Origin of the sequence: Arthrobacter crystallopoietes (assembly GCF_002849715.1) — a bacterium.
GTDB classification, from domain to species: domain Bacteria; phylum Actinomycetota; class Actinomycetes; order Actinomycetales; family Micrococcaceae; genus Crystallibacter; species Crystallibacter crystallopoietes.
In genome coordinates this window covers 2,464,215-2,485,960 of record NZ_CP018863.1, presented here as the reverse complement: position 1 = coordinate 2,485,960, position 21,746 = coordinate 2,464,215, and the positions used below count along the sequence as shown (strand labels likewise).

Annotated in this window: 19 protein-coding genes; 14 read left to right on the top strand and 5 right to left on the bottom strand. The window is 66.8% G+C overall.

What is annotated here, in order from left to right:
- Positions 1–19 precede the first annotated feature (19 nt).
- A complete protein-coding gene (locus AC20117_RS11640; RefSeq protein ID WP_074699591.1) occupies positions 20–412 on the bottom strand; it encodes a VOC family protein in 393 nt (130 codons plus the stop codon).
- A 284-nt stretch (positions 413–696) separates the two neighbouring features.
- Here AC20117_RS11640 and AC20117_RS11635 point away from each other — a divergent pair, with 284 nt between their 5' ends.
- Entirely contained in the window at positions 697–1,407 is a 711-nt protein-coding gene (locus AC20117_RS11635) for a GNAT family N-acetyltransferase (RefSeq protein ID WP_074699592.1), read from the top strand.
- 139 nt (positions 1,408–1,546) lie between these two features.
- Positions 1,547–2,791: a MinD/ParA family ATP-binding protein gene (locus tag AC20117_RS11630; RefSeq protein ID WP_074699593.1), complete on the top strand. Its 1,245-nt coding sequence runs from the start codon at positions 1,547–1,549 to the stop codon at positions 2,789–2,791.
- Positions 2,792–2,798: 7 nt separating this feature from the next.
- Here the strand turns inward: AC20117_RS11630 and AC20117_RS11625 are convergent, their stop codons facing one another.
- Positions 2,799–3,956: a zinc-dependent alcohol dehydrogenase family protein gene (locus AC20117_RS11625; RefSeq protein ID WP_074699594.1), complete on the bottom strand. Its 1,158-nt coding sequence runs from the start codon at positions 3,954–3,956 to the stop codon at positions 2,799–2,801.
- A gap of 137 nt (positions 3,957–4,093) precedes the next feature.
- Entirely contained in the window at positions 4,094–4,861 is a 768-nt protein-coding gene (locus AC20117_RS11620) for an SDR family oxidoreductase (RefSeq protein ID WP_074699595.1), read from the bottom strand.
- Positions 4,862–4,957: 96 nt separating this feature from the next.
- Between AC20117_RS11620 and AC20117_RS11615 the strand changes: the two genes are divergently transcribed.
- The 5 genes from AC20117_RS11615 to glsA all read left to right on the top strand — a co-directional run bounded on the left by AC20117_RS11615 (position 4,958) and on the right by glsA (position 11,975).
- Positions 4,958–5,848, top strand: a complete 891-nt coding sequence (locus AC20117_RS11615; RefSeq protein WP_074699596.1) for a DMT family transporter — start codon at positions 4,958–4,960, stop codon at positions 5,846–5,848.
- A gap of 219 nt (positions 5,849–6,067) precedes the next feature.
- A complete protein-coding gene (locus AC20117_RS11610; protein WP_074699597.1) occupies positions 6,068–7,324 on the top strand; it encodes an aminopeptidase P family protein in 1,257 nt (418 codons plus the stop codon).
- A gap of 167 nt (positions 7,325–7,491) precedes the next feature.
- Positions 7,492–8,277: a creatininase gene (locus tag AC20117_RS11605; protein ID WP_236777281.1), complete on the top strand. Its 786-nt coding sequence runs from the start codon at positions 7,492–7,494 to the stop codon at positions 8,275–8,277.
- Complete coding sequence (locus AC20117_RS11600; protein ID WP_083339595.1) at positions 8,258–9,913, top strand: BCCT family transporter; 1,656 nt, start codon at positions 8,258–8,260, stop codon at positions 9,911–9,913. Before AC20117_RS11605 ends, AC20117_RS11600 begins: the two co-directional genes overlap by 20 nt.
- Before the next feature lie 247 nt (positions 9,914–10,160).
- Positions 10,161–11,975, top strand: a complete 1,815-nt coding sequence (glsA, locus tag AC20117_RS11595) for a glutaminase A (RefSeq protein WP_074699600.1) — start codon at positions 10,161–10,163, stop codon at positions 11,973–11,975.
- Positions 11,976–11,981: 6 nt separating this feature from the next.
- Here the strand turns inward: glsA and AC20117_RS11590 are convergent, their stop codons facing one another.
- Positions 11,982–12,545 (bottom strand): TetR/AcrR family transcriptional regulator C-terminal domain-containing protein, encoded by a 564-nt coding sequence (locus AC20117_RS11590; protein ID WP_074703021.1) that lies wholly within the window; start codon positions 12,543–12,545, stop codon positions 11,982–11,984.
- A 217-nt stretch (positions 12,546–12,762) separates the two neighbouring features.
- Between AC20117_RS11590 and AC20117_RS11585 the strand changes: the two genes are divergently transcribed.
- From AC20117_RS11585 to bioD, 7 genes are all read left to right on the top strand, one after another.
- Positions 12,763–14,538, top strand: coding sequence for an L-lactate permease (locus AC20117_RS11585; protein ID WP_101632585.1), 1,776 nt, complete (start codon positions 12,763–12,765; stop codon positions 14,536–14,538).
- A gap of 74 nt (positions 14,539–14,612) precedes the next feature.
- Positions 14,613–15,338: a FadR/GntR family transcriptional regulator gene (locus tag AC20117_RS11580; protein ID WP_236777280.1), complete on the top strand. Its 726-nt coding sequence runs from the start codon at positions 14,613–14,615 to the stop codon at positions 15,336–15,338.
- Positions 15,339–15,473: 135 nt separating this feature from the next.
- Positions 15,474–16,640: a biotin synthase BioB gene (gene bioB / locus AC20117_RS11575; RefSeq protein ID WP_101632584.1), complete on the top strand. Its 1,167-nt coding sequence runs from the start codon at positions 15,474–15,476 to the stop codon at positions 16,638–16,640.
- Positions 16,633–18,057 carry an adenosylmethionine--8-amino-7-oxononanoate transaminase gene (locus tag AC20117_RS11570; protein WP_083339598.1) on the top strand — a complete coding sequence of 475 codons (1,425 nt, stop codon included), beginning with the start codon at positions 16,633–16,635 and terminating at the stop codon, positions 18,055–18,057. Before bioB ends, AC20117_RS11570 begins: the two co-directional genes overlap by 8 nt.
- An 8-nt stretch (positions 18,058–18,065) precedes the next feature.
- Positions 18,066–19,286: an aminotransferase class I/II-fold pyridoxal phosphate-dependent enzyme gene (locus AC20117_RS11565; RefSeq protein ID WP_170064975.1), complete on the top strand. Its 1,221-nt coding sequence runs from the start codon at positions 18,066–18,068 to the stop codon at positions 19,284–19,286.
- The gene (locus AC20117_RS11560; RefSeq protein ID WP_074699602.1) at positions 19,283–20,401 is read left to right on the top strand and encodes a cytochrome P450 family protein; all 1,119 of its coding nucleotides are present in this window, start codon (positions 19,283–19,285) and stop codon (positions 20,399–20,401) included. Before AC20117_RS11565 ends, AC20117_RS11560 begins: the two co-directional genes overlap by 4 nt.
- Positions 20,398–21,165 (top strand): dethiobiotin synthase, encoded by a 768-nt coding sequence (bioD, locus tag AC20117_RS11555; RefSeq protein WP_236777279.1) that lies wholly within the window; start codon positions 20,398–20,400, stop codon positions 21,163–21,165. Before AC20117_RS11560 ends, bioD begins: the two co-directional genes overlap by 4 nt.
- Positions 21,166–21,244: 79 nt before the next feature.
- Here bioD and AC20117_RS11550 read toward each other — a convergent pair whose 3' ends face one another.
- On the bottom strand, positions 21,245–21,634 hold the full coding sequence (locus tag AC20117_RS11550) for a hypothetical protein (RefSeq protein ID WP_074699603.1): 390 nt from the start codon (positions 21,632–21,634) through the stop codon (positions 21,245–21,247).
- Positions 21,635–21,746 lie beyond the last annotated feature (112 nt).

The window sequence follows — 21,746 nt, the reverse complement described above, 5'->3', positions numbered from 1 at the left end:
GCAACCGCCGGATTGCCCCTTAACCGCCGGAGTCCGCGGCTGTCTGCCACAGGCCCATCAGATTCCCCTCGCTGTCCCGGAAGTAGGCCGCGAACCCCATGTCGCCGACGGCCATTTTGGCTTCCACCGTGGACCCGCCCAGGCTGCCCACCTTCTCCAGCGCAGCATCGATGTCCTCGACGTCGAGCGTAATGATGGGTGTCTTCAGCTCGCCTTCCCGCCGGAACATACCGCCGTTGATCGCGCCCGGCTCTTTCGGCATGCCCTGGTCATCGGAGGGCGTGGTCATGACGATGTTGTAATTCATTTCCGGCATAGGCTGGATGTTCCAGCCGAAGGCCGCGTTGTAAAAGTTCCTTGCCCGTTCCTCGTCTTCCGCGGGAATCTCGAAATGCACTACACGTCCAGTCATTGCGCTCACCTGCATTCTGGTAAATGAACCCGATTACTGAAAGGCGCGGGCGGTCCACGCCCCAAGCGTTAAGTGTAGGAGCGGACGGGCCGCTTGGGGAGGGGCGTTTGGCGGGGTCCGGCGGCTGCCTTGCCGAGCTTGTCAGTTTGCGGAAAGGTTGGTCGTTTACACTGTGCACAGACATTAGATGAGACGTCATCAAAGAAAGAGGAGTGGGCCGTCTGCAGTCGACAATTGATACAACCGCGTTCGGTGCTGGCCACCTCCCCGTCCCAGGAGTTAATTTGCCTGCCCCAGACGTTCCGAGCGTAACCGTGCGCCCGGCCACGCCGACCGACCTCACCACCATGGCGGCTTGGCAGTGCCGCTACGTGCCCGACGGGCTGTTCCCGCAGATGGGCGAGCGCTTTGTACGCCGCTGGCATGCGAGCTTCCTCGACTCGCCCTTTGGCATTGCTTTGGTGGCCGAGCGCGTTGATGACCAGGGCGCGCAGGCCGTCGGCTTCCTGGTGGGCTCTACCGATCAATTCCGCCATATTGACGACGTCGTCCGCCGCCACCGCGTCCGGCTTGCCTTGGCAGGGTTGTTGGCTTTGGCCCAGCGGCCCCGGCTTGGCGCCCACTTTGTCCGTACCCGCGGGCGGGCCTACCTCAAGCGGATCCTCACGCCGAAATCGCGCCGCACCCCCACCGCCGTACCGGCCGCCAGGACTGAGGCCACCGCTGCTTCCGGCGGGCAGATCGCCGTCGTTACTGCCATTGCCGTTGACTCCGCTGCCCGGGGCACCGGCGCCGGCCAGGAACTCCTCAGCCGGTTCCTGGAAGATGCGCACACTGCAGGGGCCACGCGGGCGGAACTGGTCGCACTGCTCGGCGAAGGCAGCGCGGCACCGTTTTATGAACGCCTCAACTGGAGCGCGGTGGACGAGCACCCCACCCGGGACGGCATGCGCGCCCGCACGTACCGCTATGATCTCGGCGACAACGGGCGCTAAGCGCCGCAAACCCCGCCGCGCCCGCATGGGCAGAACTATCCACAGATGCGTCTTTACTGCCGTTTTCATTTGTTCATCTGAAGCAGGCCGGAGATGATCAGTAGTAAATCATTTCACCTCCCCGGATGATAGGACGGCTATGACCAGGCAAGTTCCGGACTTTCCGGCAGCTGATGCTGCCACTCGGACCAACGACGCCGGAGAACGTTCTGACCCGGACACCACCGGCACCGACGAGTTCCAGCCGCCCAGCCGGCGGCTGCGCAGGCAACAGAACGACGGCGAACCGGCGTCCCCGCGGGAGGCGGGTTACCTTCAGACTTCTCCCCCGCCGGCTGAGGTGAAACCGGCAGCTGGTACGGATTCCGGGCCACGTGCCACGGACGCCGAGCAGGGGCCCCAGCCGCAGGAGGGCGTGCAGGCCCGGCGCCGGCGGGATCTTCGGGAGACGTCGTTCCTGGTCACCGGCTCGGCGAAGGAGCCCGCCACCAAGGGCTGGCGCGGCGTGCTGGCGAAAATGGGCGTGCGGGTGGAACCGTCCAAGGAAGAGCTGGCCGAGCGGGCGGACATACAGCTCGTCAGCCAGCATTGGCCGGGGCCGCGGACCGTCGCCGTCGTCAATCGCAAGGGCGGGGCCAACAAGACTCCAACCGTGGTCATGCTCAGCGCCATTCTGGCCCGCTACGGCGGCGGGCCGGTGCTGGCGTGGGACAACAACGAGTCACAGGGCACGCTGGGCTGGCGCACCGAGCAGGGCCCGCATGCCTCGAGCGTGCTGGATCTGGTGGACTCATCCAGCAAGCTCCTCTCCCCCGAATCCAACGCGGCCGATCTTGCCCACTACGTCCATCACCAGGCGGCGGACAAGTTCGATGTGCTGCGCTCGGACGAAAACGAGGAAGGCGACCACGAGGTGACCGCGGAGGAAGTGGACATCGCGCACCGCGTGGCCTGCAAGTACTACCGGCTGATCGTGATGGATTCCGGGAACACTTCCCGCTCCGCCAACTGGCGCCGGATGATCGACCACACCAACCAGCTGGTGGTGCCGGTGACCGCGATGGAAGACCGGGCCGAGGCCGCGCGGCTCACCCTGCAGACCCTCGCGGCACGCGGTGACCATGAAGCGGAACTCGCGCGCAACGCCGTCGTTATTGTCTCCGAATCGACCGACGCGGGCCGCGGCATGACCGGAGAGACCCGCAAGCGCGCGAAGATCGAGGCGGACCGGATCGAGACCGGTTTCCGCGAATTCGTGCGCGAGGTAGTCCGGATTCCGTACGACCCGGCGCTGGTCAACGGGCCCATCCGGTTCAACGCCCTGCAGCCGGAGACCCAGCGTGCCTGGCTGCGCGCGGCCGCCGCGGTGGCGAGGGGCTTCTAGGCAGCCGTCAGGCCTGGAAGAGGCGGCGGACCACCTGCCCCGCTGCCAGCGCATCCAGGCCTTCATTGATCTCGCGCAGCGGTTTGGTGTCCGTGTACAGCAGCTCCACCGGCAGCTTTCCCGCCCGCCAGTGCTCCAGGTACCGCGGAATGTCCCGCTCCGGCACCGCGTCGCCCATGTAGGACCCGAGCAGGCGCTTGCCCGCCCCGGCGAACTGCAGGGCCGGGACCGTCAGCTCGGCCGAGGGGTGGGGCAGGCCGACGGAGACCACGGCACCGCCGCGGGTGACGTGCTCCAGGCAGGAAGCGATGACCTTGGCGGACCCGACCGCTTCCACCACGACGTCGACGCCGTCGCCGGTCGCCTCGGCGATCAGCTCTCCGGCGTCGTCCGGCGTTCCCACGGCGGTGGCCCCGCAGTCCAAGGCCAGCTGGTGTTTGCCCGGATTCGGATCAATCGCAATGATGTCGCTGGCCCCGGCCAGGCTGGCCGCCATGACCGCCGAAAGGCCCACGGCGCCAAGGCCGAACACCGCAACAGACTGCCCGGCCTGGACCGCAGCTGTATTGAGCACCGCACCCATGCCCGTCAGCACCGCGCAGCCAAACATCGCCGCCACCGTGTCCGGTACATCATCGTTGATGACGACGACGGATTCGCGGGCAACGACGGCGTAGTCCGCGAAGGCGGACACGCCCAGATGGTGGTTGATCCGCTTTCCCTCGGCGGTCTTCAGCAGGGCTTCGCCGTGCAGCAGGTCGCCGGAGCCGTTGGTCTCGGCGGCGCGGTGGCAGAGGGCGGGCCGGCCGGCAGCACAGGCGCGGCAGCTTCCGCAGCTGGGGACAAAAACCAGCACCACGTGGTCGCCCTCTTTGACGTCATTGACGCCCTCGCCCACAGTAACTACCCGCCCTACCGCCTCATGCCCCAGCGCCATCGGCAGCGGGCGGACGCGGGAACCATCGACCACGGACAGATCCGAGTGGCAGAGGCTGGAATACGTAATGGACACGCCCAGCTCCCCGGCGCGCGGTTCGGGCCGCTCTAGTTCTTCGATAACCAGGGGCTTCGCGTCGGCATAGCGCGTTGGCCCTGTCCCGCCGGGCTGTCCGGGCTGTCCGGGCTGTCCGGCTGGCATGGCTGAGTGCAGGATGGCTGCGATCATCGTTCTCCTTCGGGTTGATCAGTTCTCAAGGGTCTGGACTGGCACAATCTGGACTACGGATGCTCCGTCCGCGGTGGGCTTCACCGGTTAGGTCCGCTGCGGGCTTCACCGGTTAGGTCCGCCGCATGCTTCCCGAGTTATGGACCGGCAGCCACCTGCTCGGCGGCGAACTCGGCGAAGGTCCGCTTTCCTACCGGATTTCCGGGGACGAGGTTGTTGCCCGCCTTGTACGCGGCGAACATCTTGCCTGGGAATCGCAACGGAACCACCCGCCGTCGTACGCCGAGGGATTCGAGGGTCAGGCGGGCAATTTCTTCGGCGGAGAGTATTTCCGGGCCGCCGATGTCCGGGGCCCTGCCCGCGGGGCCTGCGGCTGCCAGTTCCGCCAGGTGCGCTGCGACATCGCGGACGTCAATTGGCTGGAAGAGGAGGTCCGGGGCGAAGACCAGCGGCAGCCGGCGTTGCGCGGCGAACAGGGCGAAAACGAGTTTGTGGAACTGGGCGGCGCGCAGGATGGTCCACGGCAGCGCGGAGGTTTCGACCCGCTGCTCGGCCTCGAATTTGGCCCGATAGTAGGACATCGGAATGCTGTCCACGCCGACGATCGAGACGTAGATCAGGTGCGGGTTGCCGGCCTTGCGGGCCGCTGCGATGAGGTTTTCGGTGCTTCTGATGTCGCCGCGGCCGTTGGAGGTTGCACAGTGGATGATCGTGTCGACGCCGTGGGCCGCCGTGTCGAGGCCGTCTCCGGTTTGGAGGTCACCGCGCACCCAGGTGCCCGGCCCGCGCCCGGCGGGCGGCTCGCGCCGGCTGAGGAGGCGGACCGTGTGGCCTCGCTCGAGCAAGGCGGGTTCGACGGCGCGGCCGAGGGCTCCGGTTCCGCCGGTCAGCAGTACTGCTGCCACTGGTCAGGCTCCTTTGCTGGTGGAACGATTTGGCGCGGGCGGCGTCAACGGGCGATGCTGAGGTTGCCCCTTGCTGCTGATCATAGAGGACCCGTGATGCGCGCCTACCTGATGTGCATTCTCGTGGTGGTTTTTTATTCGGGCAACATTCTTGTGGGGAAAGCGCTGGACGACCTGCCGCCGTTCACCATCGCGTTCCTGCGGGTGGCGATTGCGTTCGTGGTCCTGCTGCCTGTCGGGTACCGCGGCGCGCGGCAGGCCGCGCCGCTGTTCCGGCAGCATTTCAAGCCGCTGCTGTTCATGACCGTGACCGGGGTGGCTGCCTTCACCACGTTCCTGTACGCCGCGTTGCAGTTCACCTCGGCCACCAACGTTTCGGTACTGGAGGCGGCCATCCCGGCGGTGACGGTGGCACTCAGCGCCTGGCTGCTGCGGGAAAAACTGCGGTGGATCCAGCTTTTCGGGGTGGCGCTTTCGCTCTTCGGATCGGTCTGGGTGGTACTGGAAGGGCAGGTCTTCCAACTCGGGGATCTGGGCTGGAATGCCGGCGACGCGCTGATGATCGGAGCCGTGGCCAGTTGGGCCCTGTACTCGATCGGCGTGCGGAAGTACCTGCACCTGTTCCCGTCCTACGGCTCGGTGCTGGTCATGACCGGGCTGTCCGTGCTGATGCTGCTCCCGTTTGTGGTGGGCGAGTGGCTGATCCTGGGGGTGCCGGATCTGGGCAGCAGCGGCCATTGGTGGGGGCTGGTCTATCTGGGCGTCTTTCCCTCCGTGGTGGCGCTGATCCTCTACAACCGCGCCGTTGCGATCCTGGGTGCTTCGCAGGCCTCCGTGTACCTGAACTTCCTGCCAGTGGGCACGATGCTGGGCGCCTACTTCCTCCTCGGCGAGACGATCACGGGAATGCAGATCCTCGGCGCGGGTCTGGTGATTGCGGGCGTACTGTTCACCACCCGGGCGAGGCGGGCGACTGCCGGGAGTTGATTTCGACGGCGGGACGAAGTCCTTTACAGACTGTCCACTGTCTTCCGTTAATCCCTTGACGTTCTACCCATACTTTTTGTGATGCAGGGCACATAATCTAGTCCGTAAGGGCAGCGGGAACACATCGCAGTTTCGTGGCTGCCTCCCACAATCACCTTTCGGCTGCACCTGTCTGTCAGTCGCTTAGGTACCGCAATTCGTAATTCTTTAGGAGATTCAATGACCATCGCAGCTGCTCCCGCCAACTCCGTCGCCGAGCTCGAGCGCCTGAAGACCCTGCACAACGGGTCCAAGCAGCAGCTCACCTTCTCGGACGCCGAGTTCGAGCGCCGCCTGTCCGGCCTGCGCCGGATCATGGCCGCGAAGGAACTCGACGCCGTCATCCTGACCAGCTACCACGGCATCAAGTACTACTCCGACTTCCTCTACACCACCTTCGGCCGCAACTACGCGCTGGTGGTCACCGCGGACAACTCGACCACCATCACCGCGAACATCGACGCCGGCATGCCCTGGCGCACCAGCTACGGCGACAACATCGTCTACACCGACTGGAAGCGCGACAACTTCTACTACGGCCTGCAGGAAGCCCTGAAGCGCGACGGCGTGAAGGCCGCCCGCATCGGCGTCGAAGACGACGCCCTGCCGCTGATGACCCGCCAGTCCATTGCCGCCGCCTTCGACGGCGCGACCCTGGTAGACGTCTCGCAGGACGCCATGCGCCAGCGCATGATCAAATCCGCCGAAGAAATCGAGGTCATCAAACACGGCGCCCGCATCGGCGACCTCGGCGGCGAGGCCATCAAGGCCGCCATCCGCGAAGGCATCAGCGAATACGAAGTCGCCCTCATCGGCACCGAAGCGATGGTGCACGAGATCGCCCGGACCTTCCCGCACCGCGAAGTGCGCGACACCTGGGTCTGGTTCCAGTCCGGCATCAACACCGACGGCGCCCACAACTGGGCCACCACCCGCAAACTCCAGCAAGGCGACATCCTGTCCCTGAACTGCTTCCCGATGACCTCCGGCTACTACACCGCCCTCGAACGCACCCTCTTCCTCGGCCAGCCCGACGAACGCTCCCTCGAACTCTGGAACGTCAACGTCGAAGTCCACCGCCGCGGCCTGGAACTGATCAAACCCGGCGCCGTCTGCAAGGACATCGCCGCCGAACTCAACGAAATCTACATCGGCCACGGCCTGCTCCCGAACCGCACCTTCGGCTACGGCCACTCCTTCGGCGTCCTCTCCCACTACTACGGCCGCGAAGCAGGCCTGGAACTGCGCGAAGACATCGACACCGTCCTCGAACCCGGCATGGTCGTCTCCATGGAACCCATGATCACCGTCCAAGACGGCGAACCCGGCGCCGGCGGCTACCGCGAACACGACATCCTCGTCATCGGCGAAAACGGCGACGTCGAAAACATCACCAAATTCGGCTTCGGCCCCGAAAACAACATCATCGACGCGTAACCTGCCTCGGGCGGTGCCGGTCCCGGACCGGCACCCTCGCTGGCACCCAGGTGCCCGCCCCGCAGAACGGTCATGGCTGCGTGCATGCCACGTCGTCAACCGTGTCAGCCGGGCGGGCACCTGTCCGCATGCAAAGAATCGGAGAGACGATGCGCAACAGTGTTTACATGGAGGAGTTGGACTCCTTTACCTACCGCGAAAAGATTTCGGACGGCAAGGCGGCCGTCCTCGTCCCTGTCGGCTCCATCGAACAGCATGGACCGCACATGCCGCTCAACGTGGACGTCCTGCTCTCCCGGGCCATGGCAGGCAGTGTCGCCGAAGCCGTTGGCGGACTGGTCGCGGCCCCCATCACCTATGGCTACAAGTCCCAGCAGCGTTCCGGCGGCGGAAACCACATCCCCGGCACCACCAGCCTCGATGCGTCCACGGTCATTTCCATTGCCCGGACGCTGACCCTTGAATTTGCCCGGCACGGCGTGCGGAAAATCGCTTTCATCAACGGCCATTTCGAGAACTACCAGTTCTTGTATGAAGGTGTTGACCTGGCCGTCACCGAACTGCAGCGGGCCGGGATCAACGATGTGAAGGTCATGCTGCTGTCCTACTGGGACTTCGTCGACGAGGCAACGATTGCCGAACTGTACCCCGACGGTTTCACCGGCTGGGATCTGGAACACGGCGGAGTCCTCGAAACATCCCTCATGCTTCACCTGTACCCGGAAAAGGTGGAGATGGACAAGGTCGAAGATCTGCCGCCGGCTGTGCTGCCGAACTACGACGTTCTGCCGGTTCGCCCCGAGCTGACGCCGGCGTCCGGATGCCTGTCCTCCGCCGCCCAAGCCACCGCAACCAAGGGCGAAATCCTGCTCAAGCGTGCAAGCGTTGCCATGTCGGCCGCCCTCGATGCCGAATTCCAGGATGTGATCGACAATGACGTTGAGCAAAAATGAGACAAGACCCGCAGCGCCGGTGGAATACCGCGCTGATCTGAACCTGCCAGAGCCTCAGGAAGATAAGAAGCGGCGCGTCGACGACGTTGTCATCAAGGCCGCCGCCATCGTCCTGGTGGTTTCGATTCTCACGTTCGCCGTCGCCGTTCCGGATGGCACTGCCACCGCCATCGGTGCAGCACGGACCTTTGTCACCGAATACTTCACGTGGTTCTTCGTCGCCTTCTCCGCGCTGGCGCTGGGCGTCTGCGGTTGGCTGGCGTTCGGCAGGTTCCGCCACATCCGCCTTGGCGGACCGGATGCCAAGCCCCAGTATGGCAAATTTGCGTGGTATTCCATGCTCTTCGCTTGCGGCCAGGGCATTGGACTAATCTTCTGGTCCGTTGCCGAGCCCATCATGCTCAAGGACGAGAACCCGCTGTTCCCGGCCGGTTCCGCCAGCCCGGTGGACGGGGCGATGGCCTGGTCCTACTTCCACTGGGGCCTGACGGCCTGGGCGATGTACGGCATTGTCGCCATCTGCCTGGCTTACTCGCACCACAACCTGGGCAAGAAGCTAACGTTCCGCGACGCCGTCGTCGATATCTTCCCGCGCAAGTCCCGCCGCGGCGCCGGCATGGTCATCGAGTTGCTCGCGATCCTCGCCACCGTGCTCGGCCTCTCCACCTCGTTCGGTTTTGCCACGCTGCAGTTCACCTCCGGCATCAGCGCCATCACCGGCATCCATGCCAGCGCCCCGCTGTGGATTGCAATCATCGTGGCACTGGGGGCCCTCACGGCAGGGTCGGTTTTCTTCGGCATCAGCAAGGGCATGAAGCGGATCAGCGAGATCAACTCGGTGCTGAGCATCGTGCTCCTGGTCGCCGTGTTCGCGTTCGGCCCGATCATCTATCTGGCGTCCACCTTGTCGCAGACCTTCGGCGCATTTTTCCAGAATTTCCTGGCGATGAGCCTCTGGACGGACTCCGGCGTCGCAGCCGCGGGCATCGGTTCCTGGCAGGACAGCTGGAACGGTTGGTGGACGGTCTTCATCTGGTGCTGGGTCATCGCGTTCTCCCCGTTTGTGGGAGCCTTCATCGCCCGCATCTCCCGCGGCCGGACCATCGGGGAATTCGTCCTGGGCGTCACCGTTGTTCCGTCCCTGATCGTGATGCTCTGGATCGGCATTATCGGCGGTGCCGCCCTGTACTACGACAACGGGACCAATGGGTCCATCGCGGCTGCGGTGGCCGAAGACACCTCGCAGGGTCTGTTCGTAATGCTCGAGTACATCCCCGCGGTCGGCACCATCCTGCTGGTCGTGGCGACCATCCTCGTGGCGACGTACTACATCACCTCCCTGGATTCCGGCGTGCACGCGCTGGCGGAATTCGTCTCCTCGGGGCGGACGCCCAGCAAGCTCTTCCGGGTGGTACTGGTGGCAAGCATCGTGGCCATCACCGTGGCGCTGCTGACCCTGGGCGGCACGTCCGTGATCGATACCGTCCAAACCGGCACGATCATCGGCGCGTTCCCATTCGCCTTTGTCATCATCATCATGGTGGTCAACTTCGTAAAACGGTTGAAAAAGCGCGAAACCACACAGGTTGAGGCAGCCGCGGCGGAGCAACCGATCGAGGAGCAACTAACCAAATAGCGGTGCCGGCCGGCCGAATAGTGGCGCCGGAAGCTTGACCGGCCGATACTGACACACCTTGAGGGGCTGCTGCACGCGGCAGCCCCTCCTTCTGCCGGTTGCCCCTCCTGTCTGCCGTCGGCCCCTCCTTCTGCCGGATGCCGGAGCCGGGGCAGCTGAAGACGCGCAGCAACCGGCGCACCGTGCTGAACCTGAACGGTGAGCCGGCGATATCGGGGAACGGCGGCTTGGCACATAGGCTGGCGGTATGGACTCCCCTATCCAGCGCTACCTGACGCACATCCACGAGGAGATCGCGCGCATTAAGGACGGCGAACCCGCCAGCTACATTCCGGCGCTGGCCGACGTGGACCCAAACAACTACGGCATCTGCCTGGCCACGGTGGACGGGTACGTCTATGAAGTCGGCGATACCCGCGAAGAGTTCACCATCCAGTCCATCTCCAAGCCGTTCACTTATGGACTGGCGCTGTCGGACCGCGGCATGGCGGCGGTGGACGAGAAAATCGACGTCGAACCCTCCGGCGACGCCTACAACGAGATCTCCCTAGCCGAGGGCAGCGGCCGGCCCTCCAACGCGATGATCAACGCCGGGGCGCTGGCGGCGACGTCGTTAGTCAAAAGCGCCGGACCGTACTCGCGTTCCCGCCGGATCCTGAACATGTTCTCCGACTTCGCGGGCCGGGACCTGGCCGTCAGCGAGCGCGTGTACAAATCGGAGCTGGCGCACGGGCACCGGAACAAGGCGCTGGCGTACCTGCTGCGTTCGTTCAACATCATCGAAACCGACCCGGACCCGGTGGTGGAGGACTACTTCCGGCAGTGCTCGGTGCTGGTCAACTGCCGCGATTTGTCCATCATGGCGGCCACCCTGGCGAACAGCGGCACCAACCCGCTGACCGGCGAGGACCTGCTGGAGATCGGCGAAGTGGAGCGCGTGTTGTCGGTCATGACCACCTGCGGGATGTACGACGACGCCGGGGCGTGGATGAGCTCGGTGGGCATGCCGGCCAAGTCCGGCGTGGCCGGCGGCATCCTGGCCGTGCTGCCGGGCCAGGTGGGGCTGGCGGTGTACTCGCCGCCGCTGGACGCGCACGGCACCAGCGTGCGCGGAATCGAAACCTGCCAGCGGCTCTCGGACGACATGGAACTGCACTTCGTCCGCGCCGGCCGCACCGGCAAGTCCGCCATCCGCGCGGGCTACGACATCACGGACTCCCCCTCCGGCATCCGCCGCACCGACGAGGCCGCGGATGTGCTGCGCGAGCACGGCCACCGGGCCATGGTCATCGAGCTGAACGGGGACCTGCTCTTTGCCGGCTCCGAATCCGTGGTGCGCGAGCTCAGTGCCTTGAGCGACGACGTCGAACACGTCATTCTGGACCTGCGCCGCGTGGACGAGGTGGCCGCGGTGGCACTGCGCATGCTCGCCGATGTCCGCGAACAGCTCACGGCTGCCGCACGCCAGTTGGTGCTGATCGACGGCGAAGGCACCCTGGCGGCGTCGTTCATGGAGGTCGACGGCGAAGTCCCGACCTTAACTACCCGCAGCGCCGCGGTGGAGTGGTCCGAAAACCAGCTCATCGCCCGGTACGGCGGTGACCTTGAGCTCCCGGATGCGGTGCGGCCGTCGGACAGCCCCGCCCTCAGCTCCCTCAGCGAGGACGATGCTGCGGCGCTCGAGCAGCGGATGGTGCCCAAAACGTACGACGACGGCGACGTGATCCGCCGCGTGGGGCAGCGGTTCGGCGGCGTGTTCTTCATTGTCTCGGGCAAGATCACCACGTCCGTGCCCGGACCGAACGGAACGCGGGTCAAACTCAGCACCCTCTCCGCGGGCATGACCTTCGGCGAATTGGCACTGGGCAGCGAGAACCGGCAGGAAACCACGGTCAAGGCCGTGGGTCCGGTGGAGCTGATGGTGCTCAGCGCCGACGAAATCCTCGCGCTCGAAGAGGACGATGCGCGGCTGGCCCTGGAGTTATGGAAGGCGCTGACCCGCGATGCCTACATCCGGGTGGACCAGTACCTGCGCGAAACGGCCGTCCGCATCCGGGACTGACTGTTCCTAGCGGGCGCGCAGTCCGGCCAGGACCGCGTCCACGCCGAAGAGGAAAGCCTCGTCGTCGTCGTTATCCTGGTACACGTTTTCCGGCAACAATCCGGCCGCGGCGAGATCGGCGTGGGTCTGCTCCTCCGCCACGGCGCCGAGAATGAAATGGGTCAGCGTGCGCGCGCCCCAGCGCGTCTGCTGGTCGGTCAGTCCGGCACCTTGCAGAAGTGTGCGCAGGGTGGCGATCGCCGGCAGCGCCTCCGGATTCAGCGCATGCGCCAGCGACACCACGTCGGCACCGTCCCGCACGGCCAGCAGCGCCGTGCGGATGTCCGCGGCCAACCGGCGGACCGGATCGCCGTCCGACACGCCGGGGTCATCCGCATCCGCCCCCACCTCCGCCAAAATCTGTTCGGCCAGCACGCCCAGCAGATCCTGCTTGTTCTTCACGTGCCAATACAGCGCCCCGGGCTGGACACCCAGATCACGGGCTAACCGCCGCATGGACAGATCGCCCAGGCCGTAATGGCGCAGGATGTCCATGGCTGCATCCACAATCTGCCGCCGGGTGAGGCTCATCCATTCCTCCTGATCCATCCGCCAAGGTCAAAACACAGTCCTGTTCCATCATGCCGTAACGGCCGCTGACCGGTGCGCGCCGCCAACGTCGCAGGTCACAGCCTTTTTTCGTGACAGCCCTCACAAAAGACACCAAAATGCGCTATTGTTGCGTGGTCAGACCATAGTGGTCCGACCACCGCCCCGGTTCCGTGCCCCATCATGCGAAGGAAAACCTGTGGAGACATTCACCCCCACCACTGATCCACTAGCCGGTAGCGTCGCGCTCTCGGCCGTAGTCTCGCTGCTACCGCTGCTGACCTTCTTCGTGCTGCTCGCCGTCGTCAAGACGAAGTCGCACGTGGCCGGGCTGGTGTCTCTGCTTGTGGCACTGCTCGTCGCCATTCTGGCCTTCCAGATGCCCGCCGGGCTGGCCTTGATGTCCGGTGGACTCGGAGCGGTCTTCGGCGCGTTCCCCGTCGTCTGGATCGTGGTCATGGCCGTGTGGCTGTACCAAGTTACGGTCATCAGCGGCCGTTTCGAAGACCTGCGACGGGTGTTCGATGTGATCGGCCGCGGCGACGTCAGGCTGCAGTCCATCCTCATCGCCTTCTGCTTCGGCGGTCTGCTCGAGGCGCTCGCCGGGTTCGGGGCGCCCGTGGCGATCACCGCCACGATGCTGCTCGCACTGGGCATGGCTCCACTGCGCGCCGCCGCCGCCGTGCTGGTCGCCAACACCGCGCCGGTCGCCTTCGGAGCGGTGGCGATCCCGATCACCACCGCCGCGGGACTGACCGGGCTGGATGCCGACCACATCGGCGCCGTAGTCGGCCGGCAGGCTCCGCTGCTGGCGTTCGTCGTTCCCCTGGTCCTGTTGCTGATCCTGGACGGAAAGCGGGGGCTCAAGGACTGCTGGCCCGCGGCCCTGGTCATTGGCTCCTCGTTCGGCATCGCACAGTTCCTTTGCTCGAACTACTTCTCCTACGAACTCACGGATGTGGTGGCCTCGTTGGTCGCCATGGGTGCGGCGGTGGCGTTCCTTCGTGTCTGGGAACCGCGCGGCAGGACGGCTGCCCGTGAACGCATCTGCGCAGAGGTTCCGGTCGGCGCGAGCCGCGTACCGGTCGCTGGAAGCGGCATGCCGGTCGCTGGCCGCCACGTGCAGGGTGGCGGATCCGGCATGCAGGGCGGCGGCGTGCCCGGAACGGACTCTGCCGCCGAACGGCTAACCCCGGTCCGCACCTGGCTCGCGCTCTTTCCGTACTTCCTCGTCATCGTGGTCTTCGGCGTTGCCAAACTCTGGACCTTCGGCGTGGACATCCCGGGATGGCTGGCCTCCACCGACATCGCGGTACCGTGGCCGCTCCTGTACGGGAACATCGTCGACGCCGCCGGCGACCCGGTGTCTTCCACCATCTACAAGTTCACCTGGCTCTCCAACCCTGGCACGCTGCTGCTCATTGCCGGACTGCTCGTCGCCGTCGTCTATTCACGTTTCGACGGCGCCGGCCGCTACCCGCTCCGGGTGCGTACGGCGCTGGCCGAAATCCCGCGCACAATCCACCGCATGCGCTGGGCCGGTTTGACCATCCTCACTGTGCTCGCCCTGGCCTACGTGATGAACCTGTCCGGGCAGACCGTCTCCATCGGCACCTGGCTGGCGGGCACCGGGGCGTTCTTCGCCTTCCTCTCTCCGATGCTGGGCTGGATCGGCACCGCCGTCACCGGCTCGGACACCTCGGCCAATGCCCTGTTCGCCAAGCTGCAGCAGACCGCCGGGCTGAAAGCGGGGATTGACCCGAACCTGCTCGTGGCCGCCAACACTTCCGGCGGTGTGGTCGGCAAGCTGATCAGCCCCCAGAATCTGGCCATTGCCGCCACCGCCGTCCGGCTCGACGGCCAGGAGTCCCTCATTCTGCGCAAGGTCGTTGGCTGGAGCGTGGGCATGTTGCTGGTGCTCTGCATCGTCGTCTACCTGCAGTCGACGCCGGTCCTGGGGTGGATGCTGCCTTAGGACGACACGTCCACCGGCGGCCGGGCATGCCTTGCAAGGCGTGCCCGGCCGCCTGCTCATGCGAAGATGAAGCCGTGACCAGCAAGATAGCAAAACCCGCACCGCGCGCCTACGAGGCGGTGCTCCAAAGTATCGAGGCGGAGCTGCGCTCCGGGGCCCTCAAGCTCGGCGATCAACTGCCCGGCGAACGGACGCTGGCCGAAAAACACGGGCTGTCCCGGGCCTCCGTACGCGATGCCATCCGCATCCTGGACGTACTCGGAGTGGTCCGCACGTCCACCGGCTCCGGCCCCAACGCAGGCGCGGTCATCATATCCCAGCCCGCCTCCGGCTTGGCCGCCGCACTGCGGTTGCATGTGGCTACCCGCCAGTTGACCGTCGGCGAGATCGTGCAGACACGTATCCTGCTCGAGACCGGAGCCGCGGAGGCCGCCACCGTCGACCCGGAGGACGAGGCAACCCGGGCCAAGCTTGACGAGGCCGCGGGACTACTGGAATTGATGGACGATCCGGAGCTCGCCCGCGCGGACTTCCATGCGCTCGACGCCCGGTTCCACGTGCTGCTTTCCTCGCTCGCCGGCAATGCGGTCATCGAGGCGATGATGGAGTCGCTGCGCCTGTCCATCAGTGACTACGTTGCGGAGTCGATCCGCAGCGACGAGGCATGGGAACCGGTCGCCGACGTCCTGCGCACCCAACATCACGGCATCCTGGCTGCGGTGTCTGCAGGAGAGGGCAAGCGGGCCTCCCAGCTGCTCCGCGAGCACATCGAATGGTTCTACGCCGAAACCCAGCGCTGAAACTCCGTCGGCTTAAAGGCGGCCAGGACTTAGGGATCTGCGGCTCGTGGACATCGTCGACTAGTCGCTACGTCACAATCCTGAACACTGTTCAATACTGTTGACAGAACCCTCGCGCCTCAACACACTTGAACGGTGTTCAATTACTTTCAAGATCTGGCCGACCGGCAACTGGCCGGCGGCACCCTGACCCGCGAGGAAGCCCTCGCCGTCCTGCACGCCACCGACGAGCAGCTCCTCGATGTGGTGGCCGCCGCGGGCCGGCTGCGCCGCGCGCACTTCGCCAACACCGTCAAGGTCAACTACTTGGTAAACCTCAAATCAGGCCTGTGTCCCGAGGACTGTACATACTGCTCCCAGCGCCTCGGTTCCGCCGCCCAGATCCTCAAGTACACCTGGCTCAAGCCTGAGGAAGCCGTGCAGCAGGCCGCCACCGGCATCCGAGCCGGTGCTTCCCGCGTCTGCTTGGTCGCCAGCGGCAAGGGCCCCACCGACCGGGATGTCGACCGCGTGGCTTCGATGGTGGAGGGCCTCAAGGACGAGCACCCGCAGGTGGAGGTCTGCGCCTGCCTCGGCATCCTCAAGGACGGCCAGGCCTCCAAGCTCAAAGACGCCGGCGTCGACGCCTACAACCACAACCTCAACACCAGCGAGTCCAACTACGCGGACATCTGCACCACGCACGAATACGCCGACCGCGTGCGCACCGTCGAGCATGCCAAGGACGCCGGGCTCTCCCCCTGCTCCGGCCTGATCGTGGGAATGGGCGAGACCGACGATGACCTGATCGACGCGGTCTTCGCCCTGCGGGAGCTGGACAGCGACTCGATCCCGGTCAACTTCCTGATGCCGTTCGAGGGCACGCCGCTGGAAGGCACCTGGCTGCTGACCCCCGCCCACTGCCTGCGCATCCTCGCGATGATCCGCTTCGCCTGCCCCGCCACCGAACTGCGCATGGCCGGCGGTCGCGAAATGCACCTTCGTTCGCTGCAGCCGCTGGCCCTGCAGGTCGCCAACTCGCTGTTCCTGGGCGACTACCTCACCAGCGAGGGCCAGGAGGCCAAGGCGGATCTGGACATGATCGCCGACAACGGCTTCGTGGTCCTGGGTGCCGGCCCGGATTCTTCCACCGGGTCCATCGAAGCCCCCCAGTCCCGTGTGCCCTCCGGGTCCGCCCGCTCCACTGCATCCGCCCCCTTCACCAATCCCCAGGCAAACAACGACGGCGGTGTCCCGGCTTCCGCAGGCCAGGTCACCATCCGCCGCCGCGGCGCCGGCACGGAACTCGCCCCCAATGTCTGAGACTGCCCTCGCCACCGCAGCCGCCGCGCCGGGCAGCCCGGTCGAGTTTCCCGCCGGGGCACCCTCCGCTGCACGCACTCTGGACAAGTCAGCCGCCGCCGCGCCGTCGCTTATCGCCCGCGACCGCGGCCTGCTCTGGCATCCGTATGCCCCGCTGGACGGCCCGGATCCGTACGCCGTCACCGGAGCGTCGGGGACACGGCTCCAGCTTCAGGCTTCGGACGGCGAACGCTTTGAGGCGGTGGATGCGATGAGTTCCTGGTGGTCCGCCATCCACGGCTACCGGCACCCGGTGCTGGACGAGGCGGTCCGCCGGCAGACGGAGCAGTTCAGCCATGTCATGTTCGGCGGCCTCACCCACGAGCCGGCCGTCCGGCTCGCCGAGCAGCTGGTGGAGCTGGCGCCGGATCCGCTGGAACATGTGTTTTTGGCGGACTCCGGCTCCGTCTCGGTGGAGGTGGCCTTGAAGCTGGCGGTGCAGTACCAGGCAGCCGTGGGCCGGCCCGGCCGCCAGCGGTTCCTGGCCCTGCGCGGCGGCTACCACGGCGACACGTTCGCGGCGATGAGCGTGTGCGATCCGGTGGACGGCATGCATGCAGCGTTCCCCGGCCTCGTCGCGCAGCAGCACTTCCTGCCGCGTCCGCCGGCGGCGCGGCTGAACAACGACGGCGAACTGGTCGCCGATGCGTCCGAGGTAACCGGCTGGATCGCCGAGCTGGAAGAGACGGCGGCGCGGCATGCCAGGGAGCTGGCCGGCATCATCGTGGAGCCGGTGCTGCAGGGCGCCGGCGGAATGTACAGCTACGCCCCCGAATGCCTGCAGGCTTTGCGCCGGGTGGCGGACGAACACGGACTGCTGCTGATCTTCGACGAGATCGCCACCGGCTTCGGCCGCACGGGGCGGCTCTTCGCGTCCGAGTGGGCCGGCGTCGCGCCGGACGTCATGTGTGTGGGCAAGGCACTGACCGGCGGCTACCTGACCCTCGCCGCGCTGCTCTGCTCCGGCGAGGTGGCTGCCGCCATCACGGCCTCGGAGTTCCGAGCGCTGCTGCACGGGCCTACCTTCATGGCCAACCCGCTGGCCTGCGCGGTGGCGACCGCTTCCCTGGAACTGCTGGACTCCGCGGACTGGCGGAAGCAGGTGCAGCACGTCCAGCAAGGATTGTCCGCCGCACTGGCACCCGCTGCCGACATGGACTCTGTCCGCGATGTCCGGGGGCTTGGCGCCGTCGGGGTGGTCCAACTGGACCGGCCGGTGGACATTCCCGCCATCACCCGCGCTGCGCTGGAGCACGGTGTGTGGGTACGGCCGTTCCGCGACCTGATCTACACCATGCCGCCCTATGTCTCCTCGGCGGAGGATCTCGCAGCCATCGGCGCTGGCATCACCGCAGCCGTCGCCCGGGTGCACGGCTGATGGGCGCCATGCAGCAGTGGCTCACGGACCAGGCCCACGTGCGCACGCGACGTGGCACGGTGCGGAGCACCACCGCCCGAAACCTGACGGGCCGGAGCGCGGCCCCCTCGGACTCGGCTGCCACGAACTCGGCCGCGCCGGACACGCTGCTGGATCTGGCCTCCAACGACTATCTGGGCCTGTCCACCGATCCCCGGCTCAAGGCCGCGGCCGTCGACGCGATCGAACGCTACGGCACGGGTGCCCGGGCTTCCCGGGTGGTCACCGGCACGCAGCCGGTGCACGCGGAGCTCGAAGAGGAACTCTGCGGGCTGACCGGCCAGCCCGCTGCCTTGGCGTTCTCCAGCGGCTACGCGGCGAACCTCGGTATCCTCACCGCGCTCGGCGGCCCCGGCACGCTGATCGTCCGGGACGAACATTGCCATGCCTCGCTGATCGACGGCGCACGGCTCTCCCGCTCGCCGGTTGAGGTGTTTGCCCATGGCGATCTCGCCGCGCTGGACCGGTTGCTGGCAGGCCGAAGCCAGCCGCGCGCCGTCGTCGTTGTTGAATCGGTCTACTCGGTACTCGGGGACGCCGCCGACCTGGCGGAAACCGCACGGATCTGCGCCAAACATGACGCCCTGCTGGTGGTGGACGAGGCACACGGAATCGGTGTCGCCGGCGGCGGCCGCGGGGCCGTGCACTCGGCAGGTTTGGCCGGTGCCGAGCATGTAGTGCTCACGGCGACGTTGTCCAAGGCGTTGGGCGCTCAAGGAGGCGGGGTGCTCGGGCCGGCCGCCCTGCGCGCACATCTGGTCAACACGGCCCGCAGCTTCATTTTCGATACCGGACTGGCCCCCGCCGCAGCCGCCGCCGCTGCCGAAGCCTGCCGGATCATCGCCGCCGACCCGTCGTTGGCGCAGGCCGTGCTCGGCAATGCGGCCATCATCGCGCAGGTGTGCGGAATCGAGCAGGCCGCCGGCGCCGTGCAGTCCGTTCCCGTCGGCCGGGCGGAAGATGCCGCGCAACTCGCCGTCCGGTTGGAGGCAGCCGGGGTCCTGGTCGGGTGCTTCAGGCCGCCGAGCGTGCCGGACGGCATCTCGCGGCTGCGGCTGACGGCCCGCGCGGACCTGGCACCGGAGCAGGTACAGCACGCCGCCCGGCTGGTCGCCGGGCTGGTGGCCGGAATGGTGCCGGACAAGGCAGACGGAATGGACGCTGCAAGAATGGGGGCGGGGGCGGGATGAGCTTCCACGTGGTTTCGGATCCGGCAGAGGTGCGTGAAGTCATGCGCCGGACCGAGGATTTCCTACCCACCAACGCGCTGACCTCCGTGGTGCCCCTGGCCCCGGCCGCCCTGCGCATCCTCAGCCGCGCCCGCTTTGCACTGCCGCCGGTGCTGGCCTCGGCCACCGGCGCCAAGCACCGCCAGGTCCGCAAGCTCGTGGCCGGTTTTTTCACCCCCGCGAAAGTCGCCGCGATCGGACCGCAGGTACGGGAGCTGACCCAGGTGCGCACCGCGGAGACCGCCGAGCTGCTGCAGCACGGCCCGGCGGATCTGGCCGACGCGGTGGCCAAGCACATTCCGCCGATCATCATGGCGGAGCTGACCGGCATCCGGTGCCCCGACCTGGACGTCCTCAAGCGCTGGAGCCGGGACTCGCTGGAACTGTTCTGGGGCTGGCCGCCCGAGGACCGCCAGCCGGTCCTGGCGGAGAGCGCCGCAGAATTCTACGGCTGGCTGCGCGGCGAAGTGGCCACCAGCCGCGGCACCGGGTCGCTCTTCGGCGTGCTCGATGCCGCCGGGCTCACGCCGTCGGAAATCTGCTCGCTGGGCTATTTCCTGGTCATAGCGGGGCAGGAAACCACCGCACAGCTGATCGGCACGTCCTTCTACCGCGCGCTGCAGGAGCCGGGACGCTGGCAACAGCTCGGAGCCGGGGCCAGGGCAGGGGCGGGGGCCGAGGCCGGGAGCGGAGCCGACTCCAGGGCTCCCTCCGGGGCCAAGTCCTTCGTGCGGCAGGTGCTGGCCACCGAATCCTCCGTGCATACCTGGCGGCGCGCCGTTCCCCGTGACACTCGATTAGGCGGCACCGAGCTCCCCGCCGGCGCGGAAATCCTGCTCGAGCTCAGCGGCAAGCATCCTCCGGACACAGGCGGAACCGCCTATTCGCTGGCGTTCGGCCACGGCTTGCACCGCTGCCTGGGCGCCAAACTCGCCGAGCTGGAAACCGTCCTGGTGCTTGAGGAGACGGCCCGGGCACTGCCGGCGGTGCGGCTCACGGGGCCGGATCCGGACTGGCTACGCCTGCTGTCCTTCCAAACCCCGCTCACCGTCACGGTGGAACAGGAGGAAAAGTGACCGACACTCCCGCCCCGGCCGGTTTGGCCAGCCTGAACGGCTTGCCGCCGGTCATCTTCGTCACCGGCACCGACACCGGGGTCGGCAAGACGATAACGACGGCGGCGCTCGCCACCGCTTTGCCGGGCACCGTTTCGGTCTACAAGCCGACGCAGACCGGGGTGGCCGACGGCGAGCCCGGCGACATGGACGAAGTGCGCCGACTCTCCGGCGTCGCCGCGGTGTCCGAGGGCATCCGGCTGCTCGAGCCGATGGCCCCGGTGGCAGCTGCCGGGCGGCAAAGCGCGGCCCTGCCTCCGCTCGCGGACCACGTCCGGCACATCGAGCAACTCGCCACGGGATCGGACCATGTCCTGGTGGAGGGCGCCGGCGGACTTCTCGTGGAGCTCGACGACGAAGGCAGGACGCTCGCAGACCTCGCAGCGCGCGTGCGGAACTCCGGCGTCGGCAATGCCCATGAGCAGATTTCCGTCAGTCGAGGCTTCGGCGGCGGAGGTTCCGGCGTCGTCGTTGTCTGCCGCAGCGGACTGGGCACGCTGAACCACACCCTCCTCACGCTCGAGGCCCTGAGAACGCGAAGCCTCGCAGCCGCCGGACTGGTCATCGGCTCCTGGCCGGCGGAGCCGAGCGCGGTGGAAGAGGACAACCTGCGGTACCTGCAGAATCTGGATGTGCCGTTCCTCGGCGCCATCCCGCAGGACGCCGCAGCCCTGCACCCGGCCAGGTTCCAAGCCGGCGCCCGGGAGTGGTTCCGACTGCGCTAGCGCTGGGCAGCCGGCACTAGCGCTAGCAGCCGGCGTTGGGGCCAGCAGCCGGCGTTGGGGCCAGCAGCCGGCGTTGGGGCTAGCTGGTGGCGTTGGCGCAGGCGTCCTGCAGTGCGTTCACAGACTCGGCCGGCACTTGGTCTCCGGCCTGCGCAATGTCACCCATCGGCGTCGTAATTTCGGCGGGCACGCCGGCCTGTTCGGCGGCATCGACGAGGCCGGCAAGCAGTTGCTTCTCTCCTGCGCTGATCGTGCCGTCCGCCACAGGTTTGCAGACCTGCTGGAGTACTTCGTCGACGGCAGCCGATGTGATTCCTGACACAGCATCAGAGGCGGCCTGGCTGGCGGCATCCTGGGCGCCGGAAACGGCGTCGTTAGCCGCATCGGTGGCGGCCTGTTCAACCTGGCTGCACCCCGTGATGAGCAGGGAAAACATTACAAAAACGAGGGCAAAGCTGCGACGGATCATCCGGCAAGATTACTACGGAACGACGCCACCGCCCGAACCCAATTCGCTGGCCGTCCACTAGCACCAAGCCACCCCGAAACCCGCCATTGGCGGCGTGTCCGTTTTGCGGAGT